Source organism: Chloroflexus sp., from assembly GCF_034431535.1.
Classification (GTDB): Bacteria; Chloroflexota; Chloroflexia; order Chloroflexales; family Chloroflexaceae; genus Chloroflexus.
This window is the reverse complement of record NZ_DAOUDC010000052.1, coordinates 95,715-115,796: the sequence shown is the minus strand read 5'-3', so window position 1 is coordinate 115,796 and position 20,082 is coordinate 95,715. Positions and strand designations below refer to the sequence as shown.

Genomic DNA, 20,082 nt, shown 5'->3' with positions numbered 1-20,082 from the left:
TATCGCCGGCTAGGCCGAACACGGCCCCCTCCAGCGTCGGGAGGCACGTGCCCGGTTGATGCATCCACGGCTGCCGGTTTGGAATCGTGGCTGAAACTGAGGCAGGCGGAACCAAACTGCCGATCAGCCACAGGAGCACGATCGTGCTGACCAGTGAACCAACGATCCGGTTGAGTTGCGGAGAGATGCATCTTAACAGCACGGAACCCCTCCCTTGTGTGAGTGACGCATATAGTGTAAGGAAGAGAGGTTAACGACTTTTGAATCTTCTCCGAACTCTGGTGAAGATTATGTAATTGTTAAGCGCATGGTTATGGTTGATTCGGCGCTAAGGCTACAATCGCGCCATCAACACTGCGCCAGTACAACACGCCATCATGGAAGATGGGTCCGTGCATCGGGGGATGCCAGAATTGATCGTAGACGTTTCGGTTGTGATAGGGCAAATAAAATCCCGGTTCCAGCAGATAGGTGTCCTCTGGCGCTTGATGCGCTTCCGGGCAATAGCGCAGCACACTGTTACGAGTTGGGCAGCGCCCTTAGGCAAGGGTATTGGTCATTAACAGGTATTCAGTGGTGGGAATTGGATTGGCAAACGTAGCGCCGCCGATCGTGCGATACCATGGTGATCGCGCTTTGCTCATCGGGGGCAGCCGGATCATCCCTTCATCCTTGTGGTCTTGCACGTAGCAGATAATGCCGATTGTGAGATCCATACTCGCCGAAGGTCGTATTCCAGCCACTTGCGCGCGTAGGGCTACATAATGATCGGGATGTTGACGACGATAGGGGTCGGGGTTGAGGCAACGGTGATCGAAGGCGTTGGTGAAGAGGGAACCAACGCAGCCGGCGCGGTGACTCCGAGACCGCAAGCGCTGCTGAGCACGGCCAATGCGATCAGGATGCTCAAAATGCGCCCCATATGTACCCTCCTTGCTGGCATCTCATGGCTGAAATCAGCATGGAGTCCGATCCAGCCACTCCAACAAACTCGCCATTGCACCCCGATGATAGCGCTGCACCCAATTCGGATTGCTCCAGTCGATCGGGCCCTCACGAATATCAAACAGGGTATGCTCGGCGCCTGCAGCAATATAGAGTCTCGCGCTGTCAGGCCAGCGCGCGTTGTGCGCAGCGACGGCATCGGGGCCAATCCGTTGCAGATCAGGCTCGCTATCGGCGACAATGACGTCGACAGGAGCGGTAATTGCGACAATTTCATCCGGGCCGAGCAAATTTGAGAGCAGCGCCACCCCGCACGGCGGCGTCGCAGCAACATACTCAGCAAATGAGGCTGCGACATAGCGCGTGCCAATACTCTGTGCCACAATAAACACCCGCCGCTGATCGATGCCGGGTTGGGCCACAGCCGCGCGATAGGCAGCCAGCGCATCTGCCGCTTCACAACAGCCATACGCGCCGCCGCTTGCCCCTGTGCCGCGTTTATCGAACCGAAAGACGGCATAGCCGCGCGCGACCAGCAGCTCGGCCAGATAGCCGTAAGCGTCGCGATCAACCGGCCCGGAATGGTGGATGATCACTGCTAAGGGTGGTAGAGCGGGTTGGCGCGGCAGCGTCAACTCGCCGGCAAGGATTACGCCATCATCGGTGGTAAACGACATCGCGCGCCGCTCGGCGCTGATCGGGTCGAGGTTAGGGGTAGGCCGCGCCTCCGGGAGGTTGGTGGGGGCGCAGCCGGCAACGATCAGTAGTGCGATCAGCCACCACGCGACGCTACGGAATCGTTGCGCTCTGCGGGGCCAACGCGATAATCGCGCCATCAACGCTCTTCCAATAGACAATGCCATTCTCATCGATGGCCGGACCGAAGACGGGCGGAGTGAAAAAGCGATCGTAAACATTTTGACTGGTATAATAGATATAGAATCCCGGCCCAAGTTGATAACCGTCGTCATTAGCGAAGTGGCTGGTTGGGCAATAGTGTTGGGCGCTAGTACGTTGATCGCACGTTCCCGGACGGATGGTATTGGAGACAGCGACCAATTTACTGGTGAGAATCGGATTGCTTACACTGCTGCCGCGGCTAGGTGACCGATCGGTGATTTTTACCGCAGCCATCCCCATCCAGTGCGAGTAGAAGAGAGCATCGCTGGCCATGATCATCGAGCCAAGCTCATCGACTGGCATACGCCATTGCCAGCCGTTTTTATTGACGTCGATGAAGCGAATATCGCCATTACTCAGGTTCATCTCGCCGACCGCGCCTTCTTCGCGGTTATCGCAATTGCTTGGCGAGAGACAAGATTGGCTGTTGCGCCACGTGACATACGCAACCTCACTCCCGTCGCTCAAGCGCCGGATGACCGCTTGCGGCGGGGTTGAATAGTAGTCGCCGCCATTGCCGATGCCACCCCCTAAGACTGGCGCAACGTAACGTGGTTGGCCGTTGGCAAGATCGAGCACGAAGAACGACTGGTGGGTAGGGTTTTGGGTAAGGAACTGGCGAATTTCGGCCAGCGTATCGGTTTGGCTGATTGGCGGCGCCCATGTCAGATTCCACATAAAGTAGGAACGGATAATCGCAACGCCATTCACCTCTGATATGGCCGGATAGGTATCAGGGAAAGCAACGCACTTACGCCGTGGATCACGTCCTGCGTTAACCGTCCTGCTCCAGACGAGTGAACCGTTGCTCACGCGCAGCGCGCGCACCGTTTTATCTTCGGCTGTGATGATAACCATGCCGCCATTAGCGGCAGTGTACGCCGGCGAGGCAAGGATGCCGGCGCCGGGGTTGTATTGCCAGCGCAGCGTCAGATCGGCTGCATTGAGCGCAACGAACTGGCCGCTCGTTGCGCGATAGTTGGTGCAATCTTGGTTGGTATTGGTGATCGATCCGACATACACGACATCATCTACCAATAACGGTGACATCTCGATTGAGCCGCCAACGTCATACGAACCAATGATCGTTCCGTCAGTGGCATTCAGGCTATAGATGCGCCCGTTGGTTGAGCCAACAAACACGCGCCGCAGGCCGGGATGATACGCGACAGTACCGAGCACCTGCCCGCCAACCGAACGGCTCCACGCTAGCGTGCCGTTGCTAGTGCGTAGTGCATGCACAATCCCATCGCTATGGCCAACAAAGACTAGACCATTGCCAATCACTGGCTGTACACCTTTTGGTAACGGCAGATGGTCGCTTGGCGGGCCGGCATCACCACCGCCAGCCGGCCCGTTCCAGATCCAGCTAAACCGGTAAGGGCCTTGGACAACGACCGGGGTGTAACTGGTACGTTGGGGATTGCCGGCGAGTTGGTACCAGCCTATTGATGATGGCGGCGGTGGGCCAATGATGAGGGGGATAAAGACGCGTGGTATGGTTTGCGTAAGGGTACTGCCAGTGGTCGTAGGGGTCGGTAACGGTTCATGGTTAGTTGGCGAAATAACCGCAACGCTTGGCGTGTATGCGCATGCGGCTAATATGCTGATGAGGCATAGACCAGCAACAAGGCGAAGCAAGGCTTGCATTGGCGTCCCCTTGTATGAAGTGGCTGCTAGATCGTATGAAGTTTGTTGGGTGGAGATGCGGGCTGGAAATACCTTTATTGTAATTCAATGACAGGATAATTGATTTAGTACTATAGTACCTGTTTGATCTTGAAGTTATTATTTTCTTGTATAATCTCTAATATTCTTTTTGTTTATATAATGCTTGACATTTAATCTTTTTGCGCGATGATCATGAAGAGTGATTGATAGGTATAATTCAAAATATGTATAAAAATAGTTATTTTTGTTTGGAATAGTGTTTGATGAAATAGTTTTTTGATTGCAACATATACTAGAGTGCAGAGTTCAGCAAGGGGGGGTATGAACGACGTACCTAGTACTCGTAAGCGGTTCTCCATTCAGCTTCTCGTGCTGTTTATATTAGTGCTATTTCTTGCCTTCCACAATCTAGCCGGTTATCCAGCTTTTACGGCTCTTGATGAAGGAATTCGGCTCTATTTTATCAGAGACGTGGTTCAACACGGACGCTGGGCAATATTGACCCAAGAAGGTTTTCAGGCATACTGGCGTGATTCTACCGGCCCAGTGGTCTTATTGCCGATTATGGCGCTGTTTCGGGTATTTGGCCCTTCTCTGCTGCTGGCCCGTTCATTCATGGCGGCATTGTTGATCTTAAGCGCCGGAGCTGCCTATCTCTATACTACCTATTGGTATGGCCATCGCGTTGCTTTGTTAGCTACGCTGCTGTTTCTGATTGGTGGTCCAGAGTGGTTAAACAGTGTCACGATGGGACGGTGGGTGTATGGTGAAGTGCCTGCCCTTGGTCTCTTTCTTTTGGGATGTTGGCAATGGTCACAGGCATTGGCCGGAAGACGGGGAGCGTTAGTGCTTGCCAGCGGTGCATTTGCGTTAGCTGTGCTGGCAAAAGATTTGATTGCGCCAATGATCATCATTGCACTGCTTGTACTCTATGGTGCAAGCGCTGTTCGCGCTGTTGATCGGCTCTCATTTCGCGAAATATTGTGGCCATCGCTGGCGTGCCTCATTGCATTCATTGCTTGGAGTTTGTTTCAAGCGTATGCAAGCTCTGTTCATGCGGTTATCAGCGGGCAGCAGAGCGATCTAGCGCAACTGTCGCTGAGCCGGATTGTGGTGTTATCACTGCATAACTGTGTGCAGAATCTCAAATTGCTGCGGGATAACGATGTCTTGTTGTTGCTTCCAGTTGTCGTGTATGGAGCATTTCTTCGCCAACATGGCGATAAACCTGGGCGATTAATCGTGCCAGTGTTTGTGCTGGTGTGGTCGTTCTGGTATGTCTTTTTCTCGATTGGCTGGCCTCGGTATGCGTATCCCATTTGGGCCTTGAGCAGCATGCTGCTGGCTGTTGCTGTGGATTAAGCGTTTGATGGAGTCGCAACATTTCGTATATCAGGTTGCCAGTATCATGTTTATCGCGCTCCTCTTTGGGTTCATGATTATGTGGCCATTTCAGAACACCATCCATCGTTTGTTTGAGCCGGCTGATGACTCGGCCCGTATCATTGCTTTATACATTGATACTTATATTCCACCCAATGATCGGATTGTTTCCGGGCAATGGGAAGTGCATTTTTATGGACAGCACCTCTTTGTGCCGATCCCTGACGAGTATTACAATGCGAAAATTGCCGCTCAGACGCACCGTTCGTTTCAAGCATCACATTTTCGCACGATGCATGATTTAAATGCAATATATATCCTTGATGGATCCGAGAATAGAGTAACGGAGATGGTATCTCCAGCCGAATTAATGCGTGACTATGACGTAGTATTTGCTACTGGTGAATACTGTTTATACCGGTTACGTTCGCAACAGGGGCCATAATTCTTCATTACTCCTTGCGTACTTGATACACCGAGACCGTCGCATTTTCATACACGATCGCTAATTCAGCGGCTCCTTGCTGACTGAGCTCGGCTCGTCTCCCGTCGCGATCGCGCATGACCACATACGAAACGCTAAACTCATCCAACAGGCGCCGGCGTTGGCTGGCTGGCGTCATTGGATCCAGTACAATCTGCGTGTTCTCACGCTTGGTGAAGAAGTCAAGCGTCCCTGCCCAGTGGGCAATATATGCCCGCGCATCGCTCCATACCGGTACAAACTGGCCGAATTCGATGTCCGCCAGCACCACATCAGCGCTGGTCGTATGTTGTTGCAGCCACTGCAAGGCCGCAATTTCGTCGTGGGTCAGGTAATGCGGTTGTTCGTAGCGGGAGAGGTAGACGAAGCGCCAGCCTTGGATGTACACGCTGGTGACGATGCTTAAGCCAAAGACGGCGGCGATCCCAAGCGCCAGCGCATACCGGCCTCGCCGGCGCAACGCCGGAATGAGCTGTTCGTCGATGAACCGGGTGGCGAGCAAAACCATCGGCACTTGCAAGCCGAGCAGCATGTGGATTTGGAACTTGATCGGCAGGTACATCAAGAGAAAGTGAACCACGAACCACGCCACAATCAAGATGTCGCGATCGTCGGCGCTGCGGAACATACGCCAGCGGAGACCAGCAAGAGCGAGCAAGAGCGGTACGCCGAGCAATATCATCAGCAATGCAGGGTTGGGGGTAAACACACCAGCGTTGTCAAACTGTTCCAGCTTGCGCCCCCACGTCGGTTCATTAGCGACCATGGAGGCCAAATAGAGCGCCCCCGGCGCGGAAAAGATCGCCAGTATTACCCCTTGCCAGAAGAGCAAGCTGGGAAAACGCCGGTCGCGCCGCCAGATCAGCAGGCCAAATAGGCCCAAGGCACTATAGATGATGAGTAAGTCGTAGGCATGTTGCAACGCCAACAGTGCCCCCACAATCCCAGCAGCGACCGCGTAGCGCAACTGTTGCTTGCGCCACCCCAACCACATCAGGCTGAACATCGCGATGATCAGGGCCAGTGCCATCGTGAAGTGCGGGAAGGCTTGCAAGATCATCAGCGTGTTTGGTTCCACGGTGTAGATGCTGATGGGGAACGGCGCGTCTGGCAATTTGGCAATATATTTGACGACGACCCAGATCACGCCAAGGCCGCTGCTGGTGCAGATCAGCCAGAAGGCGATCTGGCGTTGGCGCGGTTGATCCACCATGAGCTGCAAAAAGATGAGCAAGCTGCCCAAGAGTGAGAGGATCGCCACTAGACGCAAGATGGTGTAAGCTGTGATGTATGATACGTCGGTGATGACGCTACACCGAGCCGTGACCCACCACAGCAAATTGAAAAACGCTGGTTCGTTTGCTTCCGGTGTCAGCCGGTTCGCAGCGAGATCGGCCTGCGTAAAGCTGCGCATCCACGCGAAATATTGATTATGGTCGGCGATGCCATCCACCACCCCCATAAATTGGCGATCGGGAGGCGCTGTCACAAAGGCAAACACAATCGGCGCCCAGATCACCATCATCAGGCCCAAAATCACGATCCCGTAGAAGCGCCATTCGGCAGTATCGATCAGCCACCGCTGTTTGGTTGGCTGGCCTGCGGCGGTTAACGGGTTTGGTTGGGTGATAGCCATGCTTGTTCTCCTGCGCGCTTCTTACTGGCGTGATCGCACAATCATAATCAGACCGCCGATGATGCCGATGCCGGTCATGGTCAGTGCCAATGCCATCCCGATGGACTGTAATGCGTTCAACTCCCAGTGCATCGGTTCTTGCAAGGCCGGCGCATTGCGTGCTTCGTCCGGCAACGCAATTGGTGTGGCGACGGGCGCAACCGCAACGCCGGCTGCGGCGGTTGGGGTGGCTGGGAGTGGGGTGGGGGTAAAGAGCGGTAAGCCGGGCTGGGCCGGCAGATTGAGTTGGGCCGTGCTGTACCAGATTTGGTGGATTGGTCGCTCGTTATCCTGGTTGCGTTCAAACAATTGCGACCGGGTAAACCAAACAGCATGGAGTTGGTTGCCGTTGTAGATGACCAATCGCGGCAATTCTGGATACAGTTCGTTTTGCATGATGATCCGCGGCGGTAGCCAACGCGTGCCGTCGAATGTCATGTGGATCAGCGCCGGTGGGAGGTTGATGTTGGCCGTTCCCGTAAACCCAACCATGAGCAAATGGATATTATTAGCGCTATCGGTGGCGAGACTGTAATAGTCAAGGTTGTTGTCGCTGATATTGCGGGCGCGCACGTAGGGAATCTCGGTTGCCGGCAGCCATGTATTGCCGCCATCAAGCGATCGTTGGAAATACACCCGATCATTGCGCACGCCGCGATAGACTACTGATGGATTCCCGGCTGAATCGACGGCAATGGCTGTTTGTTGCACTGCTTCAAGGGGCGGCCCATTCGATTCGCCATTGGTTCGCAGTTCGTTGCCTAGCTGCTGGCGGATACCCTGCACTGCGGCGGGAGGCAACCTGAATTTGACCGGATCAGTCCACGTGACGCCGCCGTCGTCTGATCGCCGGTAGACGCCATAGTGCGGTTGGCCCTGCCCGGCGTACCAGTCGGCTCCCTCATCCCAGACAATATGAATCCGGTTAAAGGCATCAACCCGCACCTGTGGCCGGTTTTCGCCATCGTCACTCTGCGAGAGATTCACTACCGGCAACCATGTGGCGCCATTATCGGTTGAGCGACGGTAAAAGAGTTCACCGCACCCATAGCAGCGCGGGTTTGTGTTGTCAGTAACAATATCGCTCCAGAAGGCGTGGATCCCGCCGGTCTGATCGGCTGCCAGCGCGAGGTAGTAGCCGGTGTCGTTGATTATTCGCCCCTCAGACCACGCTTGCGGTTTGAATGCGTCGTTCCAGTTGGCGTGAGTATAGAGAATGCTGGTGCCGGCCCGATAGAGCAGGTGGAGATTGCCATCACGTCCGAGGGCGATCGCGGTTCGTACCGTATAACCGCCGGTTCCCGGCGCAATCAGTTCACGGGCCGGTTCCCACGTACCATCGGCATTACGGCGCCAGTACATCAGCAAGTCAATCGTGCCGCCTTCACGTTGGTCAACAATCAAGCCGCCGTACCAGACCACATGAACGCTGCCATCGGGGCCGAGGGTCATATCAGGCAGCCACGACCATCCATAGCGGCGTTCGAGCTGTTCGAGCGGCACTTGGCCGTATTGCAGCGGCGAGATTTCAATCGGATTTGACCATAATCCTTGCCCGTAGGCAGAAGTTTGTGCGCCGGCTATGAACAGGATTGAGCACATCGCAACGAGCAAAACCAGCCGTGCCTTCATCGTGCCTAATCCCTCTGTGCTAATTGGTGAACGCTGATCAACAACCCTACAAATACCCAGCTATACATCGTATATTTATAGCCAGCTACCGTTTGGTTGTAGAGGAATGGGAGTATCCAATCTCCCAGCATCATTGAGGATTGGGCGGCAATCCAGCCTGAGGTGGCCACAATTGCGGTCGTGCGCAAGATGCCCGGCGGTGCGAGTTGAATCGTTCGCCAACCGTACCAGAGGCTGGTGATGGCGAACCAGATCCAGATGCCGAAGCCGACCACGCCAAATTGCGCCAAAATGTCGAAGTAATTGTTGTGGGTCGAGCGCGCATCTTCGCGGAAGTAGGTCATATTATAGGGCGCATAGCCAGCTACGCCGGTACCGAACAGCCAATGCTGCTGCGCAACCCATAGATTGCGTTGCCAGATTTCTAACCGTCCCAATCCTCCCTCTTCGATATTTTGGTTGATCACTTGATCGATATAGACGTGGCCCGGCCCAACCGCTAAGTTCAAAACCACAATTGCTACTAAGACGAAAAAGGCGCGACGCGAGGCGAAGAAGGCCATCACTAACAAGCCCACGATGGTCGGCAACCAACCTGAAACCCAGAGTGAATTGCGAATAGCCACCAGCCAGAGGTGCCAGACTAAGAAGGAGCTGCCGGCCAATCGCCATCCCCAATGCATGTTTGGCTGCAAATAGATCATCCCGGCGACCGATAAACTAAACCATAGTCCCCACAATCCAGCGTCGGTGAGGAAGACGTGATTGATATTGAATGTCTGGGCGATAGTCATCAAGCCGCCGCAGATAATAAACATGCCTAAATAGGCTTTGATCTGCCATTCATGTTGGATAAAGCGCCCAACCAAGAGCGGTATGCTCAAGAGACCAAGAAATGACAACAATGACGCAATCTGGGCAAAGCGAAAGTTGCCCATAACCCGCCAGTTGAGAATGGGGTCGGCCCACAAGATGCCCCAAGGGACTGAGAAGATGCAGATGAACATGAATGCCAGCAACGGTTTGTTGAGCGGCGATGGCGTAAGTTGCCATGTCTGCCGTGTGATCATAGCCAAGATCCAGATCCCGCTGAGGGCTAGCGTCAGCAACATGCTGATCGGCAGCTCGCTGCCGTTGCCTGCTGGTACCGAGATTGGCCGCATAGCGAGGGCGGTGAGCGGTAAGATCAACACAAACCACTCAAACCGGTAGAGGAGCAAGGTGAAGCCGATCAGTCCAAGCGGCAATGCCAGCAGCGCCAACCCGATCAGTTGCCGATCGGTGCCGAACATCGCGCCGATGACGAGGCTGTACATAGCCAATCCGCCCACCACGCCGCCGATAATCAGCGGACGCGGCAGGCGTTCGAGCCAGTGCGGGGTTTCGATGTGGCGCAGAAAAGAAAGCATAGCTGTTACCGCCTTCGTTTACCTATCGTTATTGCGTGCGATCGCTGTGCGATGCCTCAACGCTCGAATCTCCCCTCCCTTCTCCCGCGTCAGTGGGAGAGAGGAGGGGGTGATGGTCAGCAGCCTGCGCAGCGCGCTTCGTCATCGTAGCCGGCCCTTCAAAAGGCCGGATTCCAGATCAGATATTCTGTCCGCCCTTGAACCCAGCGGGGGGGCTGGGGTGGGGTTAATATGGCATTGCTATCCTTAAAACCGTTCCGGCGCTACCGGTTGCTGCACCCGCCGCCCAATCGTCGCCCACAGCAGGCCGCCATCGCGCACAAATTGCTCGCCGGTAGGATGGTGACCGCCGCCGGCAGCTACCAAGACGCTGCCAATCGTGACCTTGCCAAAAAAGATGATTTGCAATCCTATTCCTAACAGCAAGGCTGCGGCTTGGCCGTAGTGCTTGGCGAAGAAGCGCAGTTTGCTGAAGTAGAGCTCAGCCTTCATGCGCGTAACCGCTTGTTTGCTGCTCTGACCACCGAAATGGATGATCGAGGACGAAGGAAGGTAGCAGATCTGCCAGCCGGCCCGCTTGATCCGGTAGCACCAGTCTACCTCCTCAGTATACATAAAATAGGCTTCGTCCAGCAAGCCGACTTGTTTCACGACCTCGCGCCGCAAGAGCATAGCCGCGCCATCGAGCCAGTCGGTTGCGTATGCTGTTGCGCCGTCTTTGGTTGGGTACCGCCGCCGCCACCGGATCTTTTTGCCGGTCAGTTCGGTAAGCAGGTTCGGGAACATTGCCCATGATGGTTGCAATGAGCCATCAACGTTGAGCAATTGCGGCCCAACGACGCCAACTTCGGGGTGCGCGTCGAGAAAGCGCACCAGCCGGGTGATCGACTCAGGTTGGGCAATGGTGTCGCTGTTGAGCAGGAAGACGTATCGCCCGCTGCTGGCCCGGATAGCCTGATTGTTAGCGGTGGCAAAACCGCGGTTTTCTTGGTTGGCAATGATGAAGACGTCGGGAAAGGCCGCGGCCACCGCCGCGACGCTGCCGTCGCGTGAGCCGTTATCAACCACCCAAACTTCGGTTTCGATGCCGGCGGTAGCCGCCGGTAGCGCTGCTAGACAATCGAGCAGGAGTTGGCAGGTGTTCCAGTTGACAATAATAATACTTGCGTCAGGCGCGGGCCATGTCATAGCGGAACTTCCTTGGTTGGGCGACTTCTTCCAGTACGTCGTTTAAGCGCGGCACAATCACGCGCCAATCGTAACGCGCGGCCACTGCGTGCCGGCCGGCTTCGCCAAGCCGGCGGGCGAGCGGCGGGTCGGTGAGCAAACGGCTGGTAGCGCGGGCGAAATCCATCGGTGTATCGGCCAACAGTAGGTGTTTACCATCAATCAGTTCTAGCCCTTCCGCCCCTTTGCTGGTGCTGACCACTGGCACCCCTAACGCTAGTGCTTCGAGAATCTTCAGCCGCGTACCACCACCCTCTCGAATCGGCGTTACCTCCACCGCATGGCGGGCAATCACGTCACGGATGTCGTCCACGTAGCCGGTATACTCAACCCCCGGCATGTCCGGCAGCGCTGCGCGCTGTTCATCGCTGACTCTCCCGGTGATACGGAAACGCGCTTGCGGATGGCGGGCGCGGATCAATGACCAGATAGCGCGCAGGAAGTAATCGACGGCGTCGAAGTTGGCGCTGTACGAGAGCGCACCGGGGTAGATCAGCGTATCGGTTTCGGGCCGGTAGCTGTAAGCAGCGCAAGCGGCGCTATCGACCCCGTTGGGAATGACCGTGATCACCGGAGGGGGTGAACCAGCGATCTGGCGAGCGAGTGCCGCTTCCCGTTCGGAAACAGTGGTGACAGCCACAAACGCCGGCAAGATCGTTGATACGTAGCGGCGATGCTGGGTGGCCGTCAGCAGGCTTCGCAACCGGCGCAAGCCCGATTGGTGGCGATAATCTTCGAGGATGGATGTGAGCTCCAATTCTTCCAATACCAGTGGCGTATCGCGCACAAGGCAGGCATACGCGGCGACATCGATCTCTAAAGCAAGCACCACATCCGGTTTCCAGCGGGTGGCCGCCGCTACCACTGCTTCGGCGAAGGCGTTGCTCCAACGCACCCGCACCGATGCCGGCTTCGAGCTGGTGATGCTTCCTAACCGGTCGCTCAAGGTCAGTGGCCGATCGGGTCGCTCAAAAGCTTGCCACGTGCGGCAGAGCCGGCTGATCTTGCTGGCTTGCACCGCAGGAGCCGGCCCTTGGCTGAAGGCCAGCAGGTGTAGTTCGTGCCGGGCCGCTAAGCCGCGCAGAATTGCCATTGCTCGCAAGCGTGAGCCGTTGTCGTCGGGTTCAGGCCACCACGTTGAGAGGATGAGGATGCGCATGGCGTCGTCCTATTGGTTATGCTGTTCCAATCCATGCTGCTAATCGCTTCTGCCGCTCCACAGCAGCATAATAAGCCGTGAGCGTTTGCTGCGCGGCTCGCTGCCATGAAAACTGTTGGGCGCGCTGCCAACCTGCTTGCCGCAGCCGTTCGGTTGCAATGGGGTCGCTCAGCACTGTGGTGAGATGACGGGCCAAGGCTTGTTCATCTTCTGCGTCACCGATCAGACCGGCATCGCCTACGACTTCCGGGATGGCGCCGCGATCAGAGGCAATCACCGGCGCGCCACAGATCATCGCTTCAAGGATCGGGATTCCAAACCCCTCAAACCATGATGGAAAAACAAACGCTGCTGCCATACTAAATAGTGCAATGAGATCAGGCCGTGGCGGACGCAAGAGCAGATGAGCATACCCCGCCGCTACTGCCTCGCGCACGGCCGGCCACGGTTCACGGCGAGCGAAAAAGACGATTTCATACCGCTGCCGTAGCGATTCCGGCAACAGCGGCCATGCGCGCGCGAGTACTGCCGGGTTTTTTAACCCATCGGCCAGTACAAACGGGCGTGTCAGTCCATATCGTTCCCGCACTTCAGCGGAGACCTGCTCATTGGTAATCCGGCGGACATCGGGGGGGGGGCCGTGCGGAATGACGCTGATCGCATCGGTATCATACCGGCAATAGCGCAGAATATCGCGTTTCGCATGCTGCGACACGGTTAGTAGGCCGTGCGATCGGCGCACTGCGCGCCGTGTCATCACATGGAGATACGTCATCATCGTGATTGAACGCGGGTCTTTGTTGTGGCCGGCAATAATCTCATGCCACGGCATGACGTTAATCGCGTCGTGCAGGGTAATGATCGTAACGGCGTGGTGCGGCCCAAACCCATAGTTGGCCGGAAAGTGCGCAACATCGATCCGGTCGGCAGTCATTGCGCGACGCAGACCAACCACGTCATTCCTGATACTCGATAGGGTGTTGCGGTACGGCAAGGTACGGATCGTCACATTGGTCGGCAAATTGCTTAGCTCAAACGGTGCTTTGCGGTCGGTGTACAACACAAATTGCTCGTTGCTGCCGGCAACAAATAGTTCCGGCAACAGATGCTTGAGGTAGGTGTGAATGCCGCCGACTAACCCATGTGAGAGGTAGCGGGCATCGATGCCGATCCGTAATGGCCGTTTGTGCGCTAGTTGCTCCATACCCACCAACCCTCAACAGTTCCAATCCGTCGCACCCGTGTGCATCCGTGTCCTATCTCCCCACCACTACCACCGGCGCCGGCCCAAACCGTCCCCGCCAGAAATCAAACCACCCCAACCCCATCCCGATCCGGCCTTTGCGTGTCCGCCACTTGGGGCGCAGCCACAAACTGAGGTAGGTGCGCAGGTCTTGCAGAATAAGCGCATCCAGCCACGTGCGCCAGGTGGCCCGTGTGGCCCGCAAGAAGAGCAGCCGGTTGCGCGTCATGTAATAGGCGAGATATTCGCGGTCAAAGCGAGCGTTGAGCGGGATTTTATGCCAGACTTTAGCTGCCGGCGTGAAATAGCAAGAGTACCCGGCCCGTGTGATCCGCACACACCATTCGGTCTCTTCAAAGTACATAAAGAAGCGTTCGTCGAGCAGGCCAACCTTCCCCAGCGACGCCACCCGGATCAACATCGCGCAGCCGGTGATGAAATCAACCACACGGGCCGGATACTGGCCGTGATCCTCCGCTTCGCCAGCCATGCGGCAAATGCCGCGCCGCCAGTCGATGCTGCCACCCGCCGACCAGATCCGCTGGGGCGCATCGTAGTAGTAGATGATCGGTCCCACGGCGGCGATGGTAGGGTCAGCCTCGGCGGTTGCCACCAGCCGCTCGAGCATATCCGGTGCTACTTCGGTATCGTTGTTAAGCAACAACGCGTAGTCGTACCCCTGCGCTTGCGCGTAGCGTAAGCCAACATTGTTGCCGGCGGCAAAGCCGAGGTTTACCCCATTCTCGATCACGATCGCTTGGGGGAACGCATTGCGTACCTGCGCTGGGGTGCCATCGCGTGACCCGTTATCGACCACCACGACCTCGTACCGTGCAGATGGATACTCTAGCCGGTAGAGCGAAGCGAGGCAGGCCAAGGTGTCGGCGATGCCGTTGTAGGTCAGCACAATAATGGCGACGCGCGGCTTCATCAGACTCTTCCTCGCACTGCGCCGCGTCGCTCGAGCAGCGCGGTGTAATGGCCCAACAACGTCTGCATTTCGTCGTCAATCGATGGCAGTGGTTGGATACCATCCCGCAATCGCTCTAACAAGCCCTTTTCCGTCCGCAACCGCTGTAGTTGGCGAGCCAAATCGCGGCTATCGTTCGGCGTGAAGTGCAAACCATCAACGCCATCGCGCACCAGTTCGGCCATACCGCCTAATCGTGACGTAATCACCGGTCGTCCGGCGGCATGCGCTTCCATAATGCTGAGCGGACTGTTCTCGTACCAGATCGATGGCACGACCATCGCATCAACTCTACTTAAGACGGTTGGCAATTGGTCGTGACTAAACTTGCCCGCCAGATGGATGTGCGGGTTATCGCCGATCAGCCGGCGCAGATAGCGGGTATACGCTGGGTTTTGCTCGGTGTTGCCGAAGATGGTTAATTCAACGGTCACATCGCTGGAGGGCAGGCTTTTCAGCGCCGTAATCAGCACATGTACACCTTTATGCGGTGCGATCTGGCCGATGTAGCCGAGCCGTAGGATCGATCCGGAGCGGACAGGTGGGATGTTGCGCAATCGTTCGCGAGCGATGCCTAGGCGTATCACTTGAATTTGCGGCAGTTGTTCGCCGAACAAGCCGGCTAAAAAATGTGATGGCGATATGATGAGATCGGCTTGCCCCAATGCTGCTCGCAACGTCTCGCGCCGGGCCTGTTGTTCTTCCCGGCCTTCATTGCCGGCCAGCCTGATCCACGCCCTCCCGGCCCAGCCGCCGCTGATCTGTTCCGACAAGCGGTAACGGCGCCGGTCGAGTTGCAAACACCACGCGCACTCGGCGGGATCATCCGGCGGTTGCCGGCAGAGCGAACCATCGCCGCGCAGCAGGGTGATGCGCGGGCAAAGGAACCAGTAGTCGTGGAGCGTTACAATGGTAGGAATGCCCAGCGCACGCGCTGCCGCGATTGCGCTGGCGCCGATGAGATAGCCGCTGTGCAGGTGCATAACGTCCGGCTGCCAGACGCGCATTCGTTCGTGCAGCCACGCCTCGATCGCCGGGTTAGCATAGCTCCAGTTGGCCGGCGCGTCGTGCAGACCAAGATGTAAGCGCCACACCGGGATCCCTTCGTAGCGATCGGGTTCGGCCCGCACTCCGAAGGGTTGGGTGGCCGCGAGTGTCTCGACACAGACCACTTCGGTTTCGTGACCACGCCGCAACAGCTCGCGCGCCAGCTGCATCGTGTACAACTCAGCGCCGGCGCTGTATGTGGGAGGGCAGTGATGAACCGCGAGCAACACGCGCATGATGCCTTCCTCCTATCGGCGCGCCGCTAACAAATTGCGCACAAAGGAAGCCTCTTCCCCGCCAATCACCCGTAGCCCGATCAGTAACCCGCCATAGATCACGCCACCACCGACAATAACGAGCAAAACCGGCCATTCGCGGGCTACATAGACCGCCACAGCCATCAATCCCACCGCAATCGCCGCTCGTCCGATTGGTTGCCAGCGCATCAGGCGTAATTGGTCGCGCAACAGCCACACATATTGCACCGCCAATACCGCTTCGGTCAGCACGGTGATGATCGCTGCCGCTGGCGCGCCGTGCCGTGGCGTGAAAATAAGGTTCGCTGCGACATTGACGGCGCTGCTGACCATGATAGAACGCGCGACCAATGCCTCACGGTCGGCAATCACAACCACATAACCGAGAAATTCGGTCAAGAACATCAGCGGCAATGTCCAGATGAGCAAGGCGAGTAAGGGCGCGCTGGCTGCATAGGCTTCACCAAACAGCAGCTTCACGATCGGTTCGGCGAGAATAAAGCCGCCGGCGGTAATCGGTAAGGCCACGATCAGTAAATAGCTCAGAATACGTTCGTAAATGCGCGGGAGATTGCCCGGATCGAGCTTGGCCTGACGTGACAGGGAAGGGTATAACGCCGTATTCAGCACGTTCGAGAGCGTGACGAGCGCAAAAATAAGATTGTAGGCTGCGTTGTAGTAGCCGGTGGCGGTATCGCCAAAGCTGACATTGACCACCACCGTATCAAACCGGTACGACAGACCAAGCGTCAACCCGATCACGCCAAACGGGAAGGCAGCGCGTAATAAGCGTAGCCAACGATCACGTTGCCAACGTCCCGGATGGATGCCCAACCGCCAGAGCGCTCGCATGACTAAGGTGGTCATTGCGGCTACGCCAATCAGCGTGGCAATGATCAGACCATAGTAGCCAAAGCCGAGCCAAAGGGCCAATCCGCCGAGCGTCACGAAGATCAATTGGTTCACGACTTGCATGCCGGCAGTGAGATCGAGCCGTTCGTAGCCGGCTAATATTGCTTCGCTGCTGCCATGCATGGCGTAGATGAGCAGCGTGATTCCGTTGAGAGCAATTGCGCCGATCATCAAGAGGGACCGTTCGGTGATGATAGCGGCGCTTACCACCATGATCCCGGCAATGAACGCCAAAATGAGGCGCAGGCCAAGCACATCGGCATAGAGATTGCGAATCCGCTCGAGATGATCCGGTTCGCTCCGTAACCGGGCCACTTCACGCACCGTATAGGGCGCTAAACCGAGGTCGGCAATGAACAGAAAGACGCTGCCAAAGCCGATCACTGCGGCATATTGGCCGAAAGCTGTTGCCCCCAGTTGGCGGACGATCAAGATCGAAAAGCCAAACGAGAGGATTTTGATCGCCACCTGAGCGATCATACCGGCAACCGAATTGCGCAGTACGGTGCGGGCAAGTGTACTCATGACAATCTACCCTGACATTATCAAGGACAATGTTGGTTTAGGCTTGGTCACCATCCACTGCACCAATTCTTCCACCTTTGCCAACCATTGATCAATCGTAAACCGCTCTTCCATCAACTGGCGTCCAGCCTGCCCCATAGTTTCCGCGCGATCGGGGTTGTCCCAAAGGGTGGCAATCGCCGCTACCATCTGTTCGGCATTGCCCGGTTCAACCAACAGCGCCGTTTTGCATTCAATCACATATTCGCTCAAACCCGGCCGGCGGGTGGCGATCACTGGTCGTCCCATTGCTTGCGCCGCTTGCACCGAGGTGCAGCCGGCGCTCCATTGGGTGCTGGCCTTGATCGGCACCACGACGATCCGGCTCTCTAGATAACAATCGCGTAACCGATCCGGCGGCACAAATGGTTGCAGACTGATGTTGGCCGGTAGGGTCTCGTTTTCGTGTCCTGCTTTCCCGCTCATCCAGCTACTCCCGACCCGCAGGTGGCAAGGAATGTGCGGCAGTTGCCGCATTGCCTGAATCAAGGTTGGGTAGTCGCGGTGCGAAAGACCAAGGCTCTGCACAACGCTAGCCGGCGGCGTAACCGGTTGTGGCCGGTAGAAATGGGTGTCCACCGGGGTATGCAAGGCGACCACTCGTTCTGCCGGCATCTTCAGTGCTTGTCGCATCCCGTCCGCCTCAGCTTGGCTAATCGCTGCGGCTACATCCCAGCGCCGTTGCAAGCCCAACCCCTTGATCAAACGCAATTTATGCGCCGACATACCATGGTGGAAGATAACCAGATGGCGCACGTTGCGGGGCAGTACGAGCGCCAATGGGATCCCCACCCGCTCGGAAAGACTAATCACCGCTTGGTATCGTTCGCGCCGCGCCAGTTGCACAACCTGCCGTGCCAACCGTAAATCCATCCTTAGCCATTCTTCTAGCTGTTGTAGCATCGGGTTGGCGCGGACGATGCCGTAATCGATGTAACGGCTGCCAAAGCGGGTTGCTAGTTCGAGGTAATCAACCCGCTGGTGTTTACCATCGCGTACTGCTGCCGCTAGTTCCGGCGCCGGCGTATTGGTTGCGATGATCAGGGTGCGTGGCAATTGATTGTTCATCGTTTATACCCTATCACTATCGGCTGACAGCCTGCTAAACGAAAAGCAGTGGACAGATGACGCCATTGTCATATCGTTTCAGCCTGCACACCTCCTTCTCTTGAGCATAGATGTGGACTGCGGCAGCTCCATTGCCGCAATCCACATGATAGTACCGCAGTCATCGCTGCTTGGGATGGCCGCTTGCTCTTTGCTCGTTGGTAAGCAAGAGCGCAAAGCGCATCCTTACAGATAACTTAACACCCGCGGATACCGCTTGCGTTGCCGGAGGTACCAGTAGCCAAGTGGCACTAACACGGCCAGCCCGGCCAACCACGCGCTGTAGCCCCAGATGATGCGCGGCCCGATCAGCGGCAGTTGGTTCATGACGAGGGCAACGAGGTGGTAGATGATAATGTGGGTGACGTAGAAGAAGAGCGAGACTTGCCCGACCATGGACAGCCAGCGCAGCCAGCCGGTGGTGAAGAGGTGCGGGGTGGCGTAAGCCCATGCGAGGATCAGCGCCGCAATGCCGAGGTTGAAGGCAAAGTAGCTGAGGCTAGGCGGCGCTTTGCTCATGATCAACCAGTGGGCAGGTGTATTGCCAATCGCAGCCATCGCGCCGAGATCGCCAAACCCGCCGATGAGCCGCAGCACGAGCCAGAGGATGAGCAACCCAAACCCAATCTGCACCCAATTGCGCGGCTGGCGCAAAGCCGGGTGTTCTTGCCAATGTCCCAACGCATACCCCAACCAAAGCAGCGGCCCCCATCCCAATACGGCAAATCCGATCGCGGGGTTGGTGTCGTAGCTATATGTCAGCCAGAACGCTTGCCAGAAGGGTTGCGGTGCATTCGCTGCGAGCTCGTTCGCCATCCAGCCAATCCATGCTTGATGAATCAGCAAGGTGATGATGGCGACGATGCCAATTTGGCGTGGTGTTAAGAAGTGCCGTAAGCCGGCGAGGATGATCATCGCTGCGGCGATGCTGGTCAACACATGCACGTAAGGCGTGGCGCCGCTCCAGAACCAAGCACAGACCGTCAGATCGAGCACGAGAATGACTAGCGCCCGGATGAGCATAAATCTGGTGGTGTTTTGCGGCGGCCGGCCGCGCCGGGCCTGCGCCGCGGCGTAGAGCGCCAAACTATAGCCGCCCAGAAAGAAGAAGATCGGTGAGGCGAGATTAGTGAGCAACCCACTCAGCCAATAGGCGGGGCTTTGTAACACGACCGGCTGGCCTCCATACGATTCGGCCTGTAAGCTGGCCCCTACAAAGAAGGCGCTATGGTCAAGCGCCATCAAGGTCAGCGCCACGCCGCGCAGTGCGTCAATCGCGACAATGCGCGCACTGCTGGCGCTGCGCTCGGCAACGGTTGGATGCGCTTCGGCGACAAGACTGGCAGTGCGCATCGTCATCCTCCTTCGCATGGAGTGCGGTAGGTTCCCTGCCGCGCGCTCGTTCTCTTATGGAGTGCGGCAGTACCACTGCCGCACCTTAATCATCACCCAATCAAACCAGCATTGTGTATCGGGATTAGCCCCACCCCAACAGCT

General features: G+C 56.8%; 18 protein-coding genes. 2 read left to right on the top strand and 16 right to left on the bottom strand.

The genetic code is table 11. The features are described 5' to 3' along the window. The 5 genes from U9R61_RS13095 to U9R61_RS13075 form a co-directional block, all read right to left on the bottom strand. Positions 1–202, bottom strand: a 202-nt coding sequence (locus U9R61_RS13095; RefSeq protein ID WP_322489265.1) for a hypothetical protein, incomplete at its 3' end; no start/stop codon positions are given. Positions 203–539: 337 nt separating this feature from the next. Continuing rightward, positions 540–716 (bottom strand): hypothetical protein, encoded by a 177-nt coding sequence (locus U9R61_RS13090; protein WP_322489264.1) that lies wholly within the window; start codon positions 714–716, stop codon positions 540–542. Between the two features lie 41 nt (positions 717–757). Beyond that, the gene (locus U9R61_RS13085; protein ID WP_322489263.1) at positions 758–922 is read right to left on the bottom strand and encodes a hypothetical protein; all 165 of its coding nucleotides are present in this window, start codon (positions 920–922) and stop codon (positions 758–760) included. 34 nt (positions 923–956) lie between these two features. Next, the gene (locus tag U9R61_RS13080) at positions 957–1,781 is read right to left on the bottom strand and encodes an alpha/beta hydrolase (RefSeq protein WP_322489262.1); all 825 of its coding nucleotides are present in this window, start codon (positions 1,779–1,781) and stop codon (positions 957–959) included. After that, positions 1,735–3,495 carry a PQQ-binding-like beta-propeller repeat protein gene (locus tag U9R61_RS13075; protein ID WP_322489261.1) on the bottom strand — a complete coding sequence of 587 codons (1,761 nt, stop codon included), beginning with the start codon at positions 3,493–3,495 and terminating at the stop codon, positions 1,735–1,737. Before U9R61_RS13075 ends, U9R61_RS13080 begins: the two co-directional genes overlap by 47 nt. 342 nt (positions 3,496–3,837) lie before the next feature. On the opposite strand from U9R61_RS13075, the gene U9R61_RS13070 reads away from it, so the two are divergent. Both U9R61_RS13070 and U9R61_RS13065 read left to right on the top strand, forming a co-directional pair. Beyond that, the gene (locus U9R61_RS13070) at positions 3,838–4,878 is read left to right on the top strand and encodes a hypothetical protein (protein ID WP_322489260.1); all 1,041 of its coding nucleotides are present in this window, start codon (positions 3,838–3,840) and stop codon (positions 4,876–4,878) included. 46 nt (positions 4,879–4,924) lie between these two features. After that, complete coding sequence (locus U9R61_RS13065) at positions 4,925–5,344, top strand: hypothetical protein (RefSeq protein ID WP_322489259.1); 420 nt, start codon at positions 4,925–4,927, stop codon at positions 5,342–5,344. A 7-nt stretch (positions 5,345–5,351) separates the two neighbouring features. Here U9R61_RS13065 and U9R61_RS13060 read toward each other — a convergent pair whose 3' ends face one another. The 11 genes from U9R61_RS13060 to U9R61_RS13010 all read right to left on the bottom strand — a co-directional run bounded on the left by U9R61_RS13060 (position 5,352) and on the right by U9R61_RS13010 (position 19,938). Next, positions 5,352–7,019, bottom strand: a complete 1,668-nt coding sequence (locus tag U9R61_RS13060; protein ID WP_322489258.1) for a hypothetical protein — start codon at positions 7,017–7,019, stop codon at positions 5,352–5,354. 21 nt (positions 7,020–7,040) lie between these two features. After that, complete coding sequence (locus tag U9R61_RS13055; RefSeq protein WP_322489257.1) at positions 7,041–8,690, bottom strand: sialidase family protein; 1,650 nt, start codon at positions 8,688–8,690, stop codon at positions 7,041–7,043. Between the two features lie 5 nt (positions 8,691–8,695). Next, a complete protein-coding gene (locus U9R61_RS13050; protein ID WP_322489256.1) occupies positions 8,696–10,099 on the bottom strand; it encodes an O-antigen ligase family protein in 1,404 nt (467 codons plus the stop codon). Between the two features lie 246 nt (positions 10,100–10,345). Next, positions 10,346–11,287 (bottom strand): glycosyltransferase family 2 protein, encoded by a 942-nt coding sequence (locus tag U9R61_RS13045; RefSeq protein ID WP_322489255.1) that lies wholly within the window; start codon positions 11,285–11,287, stop codon positions 10,346–10,348. Next, a complete protein-coding gene (locus U9R61_RS13040; protein WP_322489254.1) occupies positions 11,268–12,485 on the bottom strand; it encodes a glycosyltransferase family 4 protein in 1,218 nt (405 codons plus the stop codon). The genes U9R61_RS13045 and U9R61_RS13040 overlap by 20 nt, the downstream gene beginning before the upstream one ends. A 16-nt stretch (positions 12,486–12,501) precedes the next feature. Then, on the bottom strand, positions 12,502–13,689 hold the full coding sequence (locus tag U9R61_RS13035; RefSeq protein ID WP_322489253.1) for a glycosyltransferase family 1 protein: 1,188 nt from the start codon (positions 13,687–13,689) through the stop codon (positions 12,502–12,504). A 52-nt stretch (positions 13,690–13,741) separates the two neighbouring features. Further along, a complete protein-coding gene (locus U9R61_RS13030; protein WP_322489252.1) occupies positions 13,742–14,659 on the bottom strand; it encodes a glycosyltransferase family 2 protein in 918 nt (305 codons plus the stop codon). Next, positions 14,659–15,981, bottom strand: coding sequence for a glycosyltransferase family 4 protein (locus U9R61_RS13025; RefSeq protein ID WP_322489251.1), 1,323 nt, complete (start codon positions 15,979–15,981; stop codon positions 14,659–14,661). Before U9R61_RS13025 ends, U9R61_RS13030 begins: the two co-directional genes overlap by 1 nt. A gap of 12 nt (positions 15,982–15,993) precedes the next feature. Next, a complete protein-coding gene (locus tag U9R61_RS13020; protein ID WP_322489250.1) occupies positions 15,994–17,439 on the bottom strand; it encodes a flippase in 1,446 nt (481 codons plus the stop codon). Positions 17,440–17,445: 6 nt separating this feature from the next. After that, the gene (locus U9R61_RS13015; protein ID WP_322489249.1) at positions 17,446–18,546 is read right to left on the bottom strand and encodes a glycosyltransferase family 4 protein; all 1,101 of its coding nucleotides are present in this window, start codon (positions 18,544–18,546) and stop codon (positions 17,446–17,448) included. A 225-nt stretch (positions 18,547–18,771) separates the two neighbouring features. Continuing rightward, the gene (locus U9R61_RS13010; RefSeq protein WP_322489248.1) at positions 18,772–19,938 is read right to left on the bottom strand and encodes a DUF1624 domain-containing protein; all 1,167 of its coding nucleotides are present in this window, start codon (positions 19,936–19,938) and stop codon (positions 18,772–18,774) included. Between the last annotated feature and the right edge of the window lie 144 nt (positions 19,939–20,082).

What these genes read in the sequence shown, in the direction of transcription:
- U9R61_RS13090 (WP_322489264.1), bottom strand. Translation starts at nt 716, where the DNA reads ATGGATCTCACAATCGGCATTATCTGCTACGTGCAAGACCACAAGGAT.
- U9R61_RS13085 (WP_322489263.1), bottom strand. Translation starts at nt 922, where the DNA reads ATGGGGCGCATTTTGAGCATCCTGATCGCATTGGCCGTGCTCAGCAGC.
- U9R61_RS13080 (WP_322489262.1), bottom strand. Translation starts at nt 1,781, where the DNA reads ATGGCGCGATTATCGCGTTGGCCCCGCAGAGCGCAACGATTCCGTAGC.
- U9R61_RS13075 (WP_322489261.1), bottom strand. Translation starts at nt 3,495, where the DNA reads ATGCAAGCCTTGCTTCGCCTTGTTGCTGGTCTATGCCTCATCAGCATA.
- U9R61_RS13070 (WP_322489260.1), top strand. Translation starts at nt 3,838, where the DNA reads ATGAACGACGTACCTAGTACTCGTAAGCGGTTCTCCATTCAGCTTCTC.
- U9R61_RS13065 (WP_322489259.1), top strand. Translation starts at nt 4,925, where the DNA reads ATGTTTATCGCGCTCCTCTTTGGGTTCATGATTATGTGGCCATTTCAG.
- U9R61_RS13060 (WP_322489258.1), bottom strand. Translation starts at nt 7,019, where the DNA reads ATGGCTATCACCCAACCAAACCCGTTAACCGCCGCAGGCCAGCCAACC.
- U9R61_RS13055 (WP_322489257.1), bottom strand. Translation starts at nt 8,690, where the DNA reads ATGAAGGCACGGCTGGTTTTGCTCGTTGCGATGTGCTCAATCCTGTTC.
- U9R61_RS13050 (WP_322489256.1), bottom strand. Translation starts at nt 10,099, where the DNA reads ATGCTTTCTTTTCTGCGCCACATCGAAACCCCGCACTGGCTCGAACGC.
- U9R61_RS13045 (WP_322489255.1), bottom strand. Translation starts at nt 11,287, where the DNA reads ATGACATGGCCCGCGCCTGACGCAAGTATTATTATTGTCAACTGGAAC.
- U9R61_RS13040 (WP_322489254.1), bottom strand. Translation starts at nt 12,485, where the DNA reads ATGCGCATCCTCATCCTCTCAACGTGGTGGCCTGAACCCGACGACAAC.
- U9R61_RS13035 (WP_322489253.1), bottom strand. Translation starts at nt 13,689, where the DNA reads ATGGAGCAACTAGCGCACAAACGGCCATTACGGATCGGCATCGATGCC.
- U9R61_RS13030 (WP_322489252.1), bottom strand. Translation starts at nt 14,659, where the DNA reads ATGAAGCCGCGCGTCGCCATTATTGTGCTGACCTACAACGGCATCGCC.
- U9R61_RS13025 (WP_322489251.1), bottom strand. Translation starts at nt 15,981, where the DNA reads ATGCGCGTGTTGCTCGCGGTTCATCACTGCCCTCCCACATACAGCGCC.
- U9R61_RS13020 (WP_322489250.1), bottom strand. Translation starts at nt 17,439, where the DNA reads ATGAGTACACTTGCCCGCACCGTACTGCGCAATTCGGTTGCCGGTATG.
- U9R61_RS13015 (WP_322489249.1), bottom strand. Translation starts at nt 18,546, where the DNA reads ATGAACAATCAATTGCCACGCACCCTGATCATCGCAACCAATACGCCG.
- U9R61_RS13010 (WP_322489248.1), bottom strand. Translation starts at nt 19,938, where the DNA reads ATGCGCACTGCCAGTCTTGTCGCCGAAGCGCATCCAACCGTTGCCGAG.